The organism is Vogesella fluminis (assembly GCF_014652335.1).
Lineage (GTDB): Bacteria > Pseudomonadota > Gammaproteobacteria > Burkholderiales > Chromobacteriaceae > Vogesella > Vogesella fluminis.
This window is the reverse complement of sequence record NZ_BMYP01000059.1, coordinates 1-9,948: the sequence shown is the minus strand read 5'-3', so window position 1 is coordinate 9,948 and position 9,948 is coordinate 1. Positions and strand designations below refer to the sequence as shown.

The window sequence follows — 9,948 nt, the reverse complement described above, 5'->3', positions numbered from 1 at the left end:
TCAGGAGAGTCCGCCATGACACTAATGAGAGCCTGGACGAACGGCGTACCTTTCTCCGCAGCCAACGCCTGTGCAGTGTCGTGCTCGATAACGGCGTCGCGCCATGGGCGAAAGGCGGCACGGGTGTTTGAGATGGAGCGTGGCGAGCGTCCTTCCGCTTCAAGCATGTGAACAAGCCGCTCAGTGGCTTCTGGGTGCTTGAGGCGCATTTCATCGCCGACGACATCATCGAGGCGCATTTTGTTTGCGCGAAGGAAGTTGCGCAGGGCCGTTGCTCGGTTGGCGGCCGTTTGTTCGTTCAGGCCCTCCAGTTGAATTTTTCGAGTTTGTTCATCCAGTAGACGTTGGTAAGTAAGAGGGGGCATGAGCCTTCCATTGGCCCGCTTTTTCTTCTCTTTCGGCGTCTGCGAGGCTGTTAGAGACGCCGGAGTGAAATACCTGCAAAAATTGTAACCTTCTGTTTTTTCATGTTTTTTCTTGTTCACTTTGCCTCTCCCTTGAAATTGGAAGGAGACCGTGGTGCAGGTAGAGCCCGGTAGAAAAAAATGCAGGCATTAATCTGCTCGCACTCTGTATAGCGTGGCGCAAGGGGGATGAGGCCGCACAACTTGGAGATTGAGCTGCTTACCTGGCTCTTGATACGTTTGACCCGTGTCGTTCCGGGCTTAGTGCTTGACCTGTTGTCCACGGAGAGTAGGGCAGACAAGGCATTCGGCCTCTTACCCAAGTGCTGTCAATCGGATGCAGCCGGTGCTTGATGTTGCTGATGTACATATTCCGATGTTTCTGACAACTTGTGCCGTCCACGTTGGCCACCGCTGGCACCCCATGCAGGCTGTGACCGAAATTGGCTGTTCTGCTGTCGCCATGACTCTGAATTGTAGCCAGCTGAGCTCGGCCAAAAGCAGGCTTTTATGCCGGTGAGATGGCATGATTGCTGTCGGCCAGGAGCGGACCGTCGCCCTTGTCGCAAAGCTGTCATCTTAATGACCGCTGCGCTCTAAAATCTGCCGGATAGCCAATTCACACAACTCTGCCAAAGCAGACGGTATGCTATTTATTCGGGAGCGACCGCTGAGCAGGGATTGTGGTCTCCCGTTTCGGCGAACTCGATGCCTAGAAGCAGCTGCTCAATTTATGATATTGCCGAGCGGTCGCTTCGGCTGAGGGCCAGGGGAGCAGTTGCTGCACTATCTCCGATGTTTCCCTGCGCCACCCATAAAAAACGCCACCCCTAGGGGTGGCGTGGTGGTAGCAAGCCGAGTGGGTGGCGGCGATACGGGCTTACAAACCGAAGTAGTAACGAACGGCGCTAATCGGGGCAATCTCACCCGGCAGGATACCGTCGACCGCCGGCAGCAGCGCTTTGTACTCGTCACCAGCCGGCACCGGTTCGATACGCGAGCGCACATTCTCACTACCCAGCGCCGAGGTCACGGCCGAGTCGAACTCCCCCATGGCAACTGCGACTTTGCGAACAGTGCCTTCCTCCATTTCACGCAGGAACGTCGGCTTCAGACCCAGCCCGGCGGTAAAGGCCAGCTCTGCGGCGAGCCGCGCGCCCAGCGGACTCGCGAGGTTCTTGGTGGTGACGCCAATACCGATGCCGGAACTGCGACCGAGCGACACCAGCTTGCCTTCCATGATGAAGGACACGCCGAAGATGTCCTCACCGTACGGGACGTGGCGCAGGTACCATGGTCGGTGGTGGAACCAACGAACCTGAACCTTCATCTCGCCACGCTCCTTGAAGTGCTTGCCGTTACCCTGGTAGCCCTTGAGGAAGCTCTTTACCGCGGCTTCATAATCGGCGCCTTCACAACCTTTGGCGCAAGGCAGAACGGTCAGTTTTGGCAGGTAACCGATGAACTGCGACACCATTTCCGGTGTTTTACCATTCTCGGCTGCACCGCGCAGCATGTCTTCGTGCACGATTTCCGGCATGTTTTCGCTGGGGCGGAACAGCAAAGCGCCGGTACCAGCCTTCTCCACGTACGCTTTCTTCAGCGGATGCTGCTCGGTAATGACACCGGCCGGCAGCGGAGCCGCCTCACCAACTGCCACGACGGCACCCTGCGCCGCATCGGATACCACCGCGTCGGCGACCGCCACATGCGCTGCCAGACCCAGAACCAGACCAACAATATAGCGTTTCACGATGAGTACCTCATTAATTTTAGAGTGTCGAGCATTTTTTAGATATTTTTTATTTTTTAAGGTGATAAAAACTTTCTATTTAATGAATAGAAGGTTTTTCTTTGATTGTAGGCTCGTTGTCTACTGAGGTACGATGGGTCTCCATCCATTTTCAGTTTTCATAAAACCTGACCAAGCTTGCCGGGGAACCTTATTTCCAGTAATGGCAGCGTCACTAAATCCTAGTTCCTCTAATTCCGCCCAAGCTACGATAAAAGTATTCCAACGAAGTTCTGTTTCATCCTTGCTACCCTTTGAAAGAAAATTAGTGCAAGGCTTGCATTTAAGCAAAAAAGCATCTCTTCTGGCCGGGAATGTTTCCTTTTGAGGGGCAATCCAGTTATAGGCTCCCGTGGAAATGTTGAGGTCCGTTTGTAAGGCAGAAATCCCCATAAATCCAGGGTCTTTATGACTTTGTCGGACCGTATCCATAAGTTCATTAGCACGTCCTAGGACAACTTCAGGGAGAGGCTTAGTTAACTTTAGATTGTAGTTATATCTAACGTTATACGTATTGACCGCTGAAGTGTCTTGCCAGCCATTCTCTTTCTTAAAGTCATCGACAACTAGCCCCTTCATTTCATCGTTTTTGGCATACGGCAATATGGTTTCATAGGTTAGCTTGTCATTAGGTGCATTATCGGTGCAAGCCATTAAGAGTGTCATTACGCCTAGGGCGGTGAAGTAGCCGAGAGGTTTTTTATTCATCTTCATAGTTAGCCGCAAAAATTCAGATAAGAGGGAAAGCACAAATAACCAAGGCAGCACCCACACCCTCACGCTAAGGAGGGGAACCTGGCACAACATCCCCACCATCAATGCGGCGGATGAAGCTTTCCGGAGGCGGCGCTGGTAACCACGGCCTGGACGTGTTACTCGTCCTATTGTTTGGTGACAGGGGAGGCCGTCCCTGGTGCAGCAGCTGCAGATGCAGAGGTCTGGGTCTCTAATTCGGCCAACTTCTTCGTCAGGTAGCTGATTTCATCAGCAGAGTTCTCCACACGAGCAGCATCCAGGGCAATCCGGTAGTTGGCTTTGGCCTCTTCAGGCTTGCTTTCCAAGCCAGAAATATCACCGAGGATGGTGTTGGCATACCGTTTCCAGGCGGCAAGCTTCTCCGGTGCCAATGGCGGCTGCTGTTCACCGAGCATCTTGAGACCCTGTAGCGTATTTGCCCGAGCTTGGTCGTAGGAGGCCTTATAGACTTGGTATTCACCGAGTTTGATTCTGGCGGTACCTTCGTCAAACGGTTCCTTGTTTGCGGCATAGGTCTTGACGGCCTTTTTGTAATGTCGCACTGCCGTTGGCCAGTCTTTTGACCCAACGCTAAGTTGGCCACAACTCTGCCAAGTCCAGCCGTAGAGAGAAACTTCTTGGGGGATGACATCTAATGCCATGCAATACTCGGACATCTTTTGTTTGTTCCCTTGAGTATCGTCGCGCTCGTAAATAATGAGGTTCTCTAGGCTCGATGCTTCGTTGGTTGCCGCGCCGACCTCTCGGGCAAGTGTCGCGGCCTGAAGCGAGCTCCTCTTGGCGTTGGCTGTGTCCTCGCTGTAGCGGTATGCCCATCCTGCCCAGTCCAGCGCATCGGCCTTGACTGCCTTGTTAGGTGAGAGTCGAATCGCCTGCTCAAATGCCTTGGCTGCTTCGGCGTATTTCTTTTCGTTGTGGTGGATTTTGCCCAGACAGAGCCAGGCTTCGGCATCGTTGGGCGATTTTTTTAAAGTTGCGCCTGCGATAGAGAGGGCCTGAGCAGGTTTGTCTTTTCGAAATTCTTCGCAGCCCTTGGCGGAAGCAAGGAACTGGCTCCGGGCTTCGCTGCTATTGGCATCATTGGTGTTACCTATGGAGCGGTATAAGCTGGCTGCCTTGCTCCAGACCATCCTAGCCTCGGATAGCTCTCCCTGTGCCTCCTTGAGCCGTGCCCATTCGTCTAAACCGGAGGCCTCCCAGGCCTTGTCACCAACCTGGCGCAGGTAGGTGAGACCCTCTGTCAGATTAGTTGCCGCTCCTTCAAAGTCACCTGCTTGACGCCTCAACCCTCCAATGTTTTTCAGGGTCTGTCCAAGCGAATGGTGATTACCCAGACGGCGGTCCAGTGCCACGGCCTCTTCCAGGCGGGAAATGGCGAGTGTTTTGTTTCCCTTCTTGTTGAGCAGCAGGGCGATGTTGTTGAGTACGGTGGATTTCCCCTCTTCATTGGGGCGAATCCGCAGCGACTCTTCGTAGTAGCGCAGCGCCGTGTCCAAATCCCCCTTATTGTCATAGATAAGGGCGACATTGTTGAGAGCGGTTGCCTCCCTTGCCTGGTCGCCCTGGCGCCTGACTATGGCCAAATCCCTGTTGTGGTGCTCTAGTGCCTTGTCATTATCACCAAGAGCGCTGTATGCATTGCCGAGCCAATTGGCGGCGGTAGCTATCTGCCAGTCTTCTCGACCAATCTTGTCAGCAGCCAGGAAGTTCTGGAGCGCATCCTTGGTTTTGCCTTGATTATGCTGGGCCTTGCCAAGACACATGAAGGCTTCGAAAGCACCAGTCCGCTGGACAGCCAGGCGCCCGACCGCTTCAGCTTTGGCGTATTGCTGGGAGTTGACGAGGCTGGTGCAATCATCAATTAGATTGGCGGCATGAGCATGGCCGTGCGCTACTAGTAGGACAGCGGGAAAGGAAGCGGTGAGAGTTTTCTTATTCATGTACGTCTCTATGTCCGGATTTTTCGGAAATGCTGTGTACCGAAGCCTGTTAGGTGGTTCTTAGCCTTGGGCGTCAAGGAAACGCTTACCGAACAAAATTGCTATCAGTTAGGCCATCTGCTCAAAATTACGTTGGAATTTTCAAGCTTTTTTAGTCATTCCGCAAGACTAGGTGCTTCGGCAGTGAGCCAATCGCAGAGACCGTCAACCTGCCGCGAGGGTCAGGCTACACGAGGGGATTGCCGCGGGTCTTCAAGGCGGACTCCACAACAGTAGTGTCCCGCCCTCGGCCCACGCATCTGAGCATTGTGCCAACCGAGTGAAAGTCGGTGGAGAGGACATGCTACAGCTGATTACTCGACTGCCCGCCCCCTGGCAGGCGGCCACGTCGATGCGGCTCTGACGGGAGACGCATTCGGTGTCCCGCATGAGTTCAAGATTGGCGGCACCGTCCCACACAAGGGGAGCTGCTATGGTGATGCCGACTGGCTACTCGAAGACGTATGAGCACATCCCTTATGGCGCCTGGTCAGAAGAGGGCAGCCATAAGCTGATGACGGTCGGTAGTGGTGGTTGGACGCTCGCCAGGTTACGACTGCGGAGGGGGCGTGTTGCCAAGTGAGCGGCTTTTACCAGGCTTGCCACTCTTGAGCTTCTGAAGCTGAAAATCTTCCAAATAGCCTTGGGTTTCCAGGCCAGATTTCCATTGCAGTGTTAAGCGGTCTTCGATTTTTTGCATTTCATCTCTAACATCGTCATTCGTCAGCACGATGTAGTGGGCTTCTGTGACGTCTCGGGCACTGTGATTGACCAAGCGCTTTATCACGGCGCGCGAAATGCCCAACTTGGTACCTGTTGTCACAAAGCCGCGGCGCAAATCATGGATGCTGAAGCGCGGAGCCCCCCGGCGGATGGCAATCGCGTTTGTATGGTTGGCGCTGACCGCATCAAAGAGCTTCATGCCAGGCTGGGTAAGGCTGTCTGGCCGTGCCTGCTTGTAAGCATGTAGCAGCGTACAAAGTCGCTTGCCGATGGGGATGGCGTAGGGGTTGCCATTCTTGGTCTGACGAATAAACAGCGATGACGTCTCAAAGTTGACGTCCTCCCAGTGTAAGTTCAGACCTTCGCGTAGGCGCAGGCCGGTCAGAGCCATCAATAGCAGATAGATGGCGTACTGGGGCGGGGTTTTCACCACCGCGCGGTACCAGGCGGGCTGCTGCTTGTCGTCGACAATCGTATTGCGGCTTTGTACTTTTTTGGGCTTCAACCCCGCCGCGGCGAGGCGGCGAACATGGTTGTGGATGGTCAGCCCAAAAATGGCAGTCACGTAGCTGATGAGGGCGTTGATGACCGCCCGGCACGTGTTGGCTACGGATGCTCCTAGGGACTTTAGCAAGCCCTCCCAGTGCTGGGCGAAACTCAACTCCCCCAGGGCGGTGAACGGCATGTCCGCAAACTCTTTGAAGTGCACGCGAATGATGGTCCGATAACTGCTGACTGATTTGGGTTTGAGTTGTTTGGCCGCCAAGTAGAGTTCGAGTGCTTCTGACAGGGTGGGCACCGACTTGGAAATGGCTCGGCGAGTGACCGGCGGAATGCCATTTCGGACATCCTTAAGTAAAGAAAGTGCTTCCGTGCGCGCCTCATCTGTTTGGATGACGGGGTAGCGTCCGATGGCATATTTGATTTGTTTGCCATTGCATGTCGTTTGTAAGTAGAAGGTCTTGGTGCGCTTTCCGACTAGCAGCATCAGGCCTGACAGCACGCGGTCGTGATAGCGCCGCGGTTTGTCGGTGGCGAACGTTAAGCGGTCAAGAAATCTGTCGGTAAGTGTTACAATCATGGCTAAATTTAGTCAGCCAAAAGCATAGATTTTGCGAAACGCCGTCAGCCAGGCCCTCATGGTCAGCGGTTTTTGCGAACGGGCTGGTTAACCACAACAGAGCTCATTGGTTTGCGATACTCGCGCCTTTGAGTTGCAAGTTATTGAATTGCAAGGAATTCCCATGAGTCTGAAATGCGGTATCGTCGGTCTGCCCAACGTCGGCAAGTCCACCCTGTTCAATGCACTGACCAAGGCCGGTATCGAAGCGGCCAACTATCCGTTCTGCACCATCGAGCCCAACGTCGGCATCGTGGAAGTACCGGATCCGCGCCTGGACGAGCTGTGCAAGATCGTCAACCCGCAGAAGACCCAGCCGGCCATCGTCGAATTCGTCGACATCGCCGGCCTGGTGGCTGGCGCCTCCAAGGGCGAGGGCCTGGGCAACAAGTTCCTGGCCAACATCCGTGAGACCGACGCCATCGTCAACGTGGTGCGCTGCTTCGACGACGACAACGTGGTGCACGTTGCCGGCCGTGTCGATCCGATCGCCGACCTGGAAACCATCGGCACCGAACTGGCACTGGCCGACATGTCGGCGGTGGAAAAGGCCATCGTCCGCGACGGCAAGAAAGCCCGTGCCGGTGACAAGGACGCGCAGAAGCTGGTGGCGCTGCTGGAAAAACTGATGCCGCACCTGAACGAAGGCAAACCGGTACGCAGCATGAAGCTGGACGCGGACGAACTGGCCCTGCTCAAGCCGCTGTGCCTGCTGACCATCAAGCCGGCGATGTATGTCGCCAACGTGGCGGAAGACGGCTTCGACAACAACCCGCATCTGGACAAGCTGAAGGAGCTGGCCGCAGCCGAAGGCGCGCCGGTGGTGGCACTGTGCGCCGCCATCGAGAGCGAAATCGCCGATCTCGACGACGCCGACAAGGCGGAATTCCTCGCCGACATGGGCCTGGAAGAGCCGGGCCTCAACCGCCTGATCCGTACCGGCTACAAATTGCTGGGGCTGCAGACCTACTTCACCGCCGGGGTGAAGGAAGTGCGCGCCTGGACCATCCACGTCGGCGACACTGCGCCGCAGGCGGCCGGCGTGATCCACACCGACTTCGAACGCGGCTTCATCCGCGCGCAGACCATCTCCTACGCCGATTTCGTCGCCTACGGCGGCGAGGCGAAGGCGAAGGAAGCCGGCAAGATGCGCGCCGAAGGCAAGGACTACGTGGTGCAGGACGGCGACGTACTGAATTTCCTGTTCAACGTCTGACCCTAGAGAGCCATTTCTCAGCATTTCACAAGATTGCTTAGAACCCAGAAAGCAGCGCTAGAACCCCGGAAATTCCGGGGTTTTTCGTTTCCATGGATTGCATGGGATTGCTCGGCCTTGCTCGCGTAAAGTGACTACGCTGGTGTATGCGAAAATTGGACGGGGCGATAGAAGGTGTATATGATCCTCCTGTCGTTCCTCATTGCCGATCTCGTGACACCGTGCTTACAGATGCCCACTGCCGTGCTGCCAAACCGAAGGAGCAGCTCTACCGCCTGAATGACCTTCGCGGCCTTTACCTCGAAGTGAAGCCCAATGGGGTGAAGGCTTGGCGCTACCGCTTCAAGCTGGGCGGCAAGGGGTCGTGGTTCGCGCTGGGCGACTACCCCACCGTTAGCCTTGCCGAAGCGCGGGACAAGTGCGAGGAAGCGCGGAAGCTGGTCAAGCAAGGCATCAACCCCGTCCAGCATCGGCAGCTTGAGCGCCTCAAGCGCGAACAGGATTCCGCCAACACCTTCGAGGCTGTTGCCAAGGAATGGCTGGCCCTGCGGGACTGGGAAGACATCACCAAGAAACGCCGCCTGGACATGCTGGAACGGGTGGTCTTCCCCAGCATCGGCAAGCTCCCGGTGCGCGACATCACCCCGGCGCATGTCCTCGACATCCTCACCAAGACTGTGAAGCGCGGTGCACCGACCGTCGCCGCCGAAGCCAAGCGCACCATGTCCGGCATCTTCGAGTTGGCCGTCGCCACCTTGCGGGCAGACAACGATCCCGTCTGGCCCGTCCGCAAGGCGTTGCCCGCCAACAAGACGCAACACAAGACGGCACTGACCACCGCGCAGATCGGCAAGCTGCTCAACGACTTCGACAACCATCGTTGCGGCTATCAGGTCAATTTCTGCATCCAGTTGATGTGGTGGACACTGGCGCGTCCCAGCGAAGCGGCAGAAGCGGAATGGGCTGAATTCGATCTCGATGCCGCGCTTTGGACGATCCCAGCCCGGCGCATGAAAGCCCGCCGTGAACATGTAGTGCCGTTGCCAACGCAGGCCATAGAGATGTTACGACGCCTGCACGCCATCAGCGGCGACCGGACGCACCTCTTTCCCGGCAGGGATGACCGCAACAGGCCGATGTCGGTGCATTCGATCCGGCAGGCGCTCAAGGTGCTGGGCTGGAGCGGCACCTACAGCCCACACGGCACCAGAACCACAGGCAGCACCCGTCTGAACGAGATGGGCTACCGCGCCGACGCCATCGAAGCGCAGCTTGCCCATGCGGAACCCAACTCGGTACGCCGCACCTATAACCATGCCACCTACCTCGAAGAGCGGCGGGACATGATGCAGGCTTGGGCAGACAAGCTCGAAATCTGGAAGCGGGAGAGCACAGGTGAAGTCAGTAGAACACAGTGAGTACCTGCCCGACACGGAGGCAGGACGCTCACTATTCAGGGAGCGCCTGATTGCAAAAATTCAGCAACATCGCGATTTCAAGGCGCTGCCACACGAAATTCAGTCGAACTTCTTTGAGAAGTTAGCTGAACTCACCCTCTTCGGCACTAACAACTGTTCGGTGGAGACACACAGCCCAAGGACACGCAAGCTTGAAAAATTAGCCGACAGTTATCGCCGGGTTGCCAATAGCATTGCGCTGCTTTCGGAAATAGATGAGCTGCTGCTCGATGATGCCTTTCAACACAGGATGCCTTTGCAACAGCAAAAGAAACTGATGCGACAGCTGGCTGCCCAAGTTGATGAGCTGATAGGCAGGATGAGGCAGACGTCTACCAGCTCATCTGAGCGGCTTTTGCTACGACTACAAGGCGTGAGCTTGCTGAATCAACTGGGCAAGTTGGGAGTTGCCTGCAAAATCAATAATGACTTTCAGAAAATCAGAGGGTGTGCAGAATTTTGTGTAAACGGACCATTGGCGGGAAACTGCCAAATTGTCCG

Annotated in this window: 8 protein-coding genes; 3 read left to right on the top strand and 5 right to left on the bottom strand. The window is 55.8% G+C overall.

The features are described 5' to 3' along the window. The 5 genes from IE083_RS14630 to IE083_RS14610 form a co-directional block, all read right to left on the bottom strand. Window positions 1-485: hypothetical protein (locus IE083_RS14630; RefSeq protein WP_189354776.1), on the bottom strand; the 485-nt coding region annotated here is incomplete at its 3' end. A gap of 799 nt (window positions 486-1,284) precedes the next feature. After that, the gene (locus IE083_RS14625; protein WP_189354775.1) at window positions 1,285-2,157 is read right to left on the bottom strand and encodes a hypothetical protein; all 873 of its coding nucleotides are present in this window, start codon (window positions 2,155-2,157) and stop codon (window positions 1,285-1,287) included. Between the two features lie 120 nt (window positions 2,158-2,277). After that, window positions 2,278-2,910, bottom strand: a complete 633-nt coding sequence (locus IE083_RS14620) for a hypothetical protein (protein ID WP_189354774.1) — start codon at window positions 2,908-2,910, stop codon at window positions 2,278-2,280. Window positions 2,911-3,077: 167 nt separating this feature from the next. Then, window positions 3,078-4,892, bottom strand: a complete 1,815-nt coding sequence (locus IE083_RS14615) for a tetratricopeptide repeat protein (RefSeq protein WP_189354773.1) — start codon at window positions 4,890-4,892, stop codon at window positions 3,078-3,080. A gap of 589 nt (window positions 4,893-5,481) precedes the next feature. Next, window positions 5,482-6,735: a tyrosine-type recombinase/integrase gene (locus IE083_RS14610; protein ID WP_189354772.1), complete on the bottom strand. Its 1,254-nt coding sequence runs from the start codon at window positions 6,733-6,735 to the stop codon at window positions 5,482-5,484. A 163-nt stretch (window positions 6,736-6,898) separates the two neighbouring features. Between IE083_RS14610 and ychF the strand changes: the two genes are divergently transcribed. From ychF to IE083_RS14595, 3 genes are all read left to right on the top strand, one after another. Beyond that, entirely contained in the window at window positions 6,899-7,990 is a 1,092-nt protein-coding gene (gene ychF, locus IE083_RS14605; RefSeq protein WP_189354771.1) for a redox-regulated ATPase YchF, read from the top strand. Between the two features lie 221 nt (window positions 7,991-8,211). Next, on the top strand, window positions 8,212-9,408 hold the full coding sequence (locus IE083_RS14600) for a tyrosine-type recombinase/integrase (RefSeq protein WP_189354770.1): 1,197 nt from the start codon (window positions 8,212-8,214) through the stop codon (window positions 9,406-9,408). Then, the coding region (locus IE083_RS14595; protein ID WP_189354769.1) for a hypothetical protein at window positions 9,386-9,948 on the top strand (563 nt) is incomplete at its 3' end. The genes IE083_RS14600 and IE083_RS14595, both read left to right, overlap by 23 nt.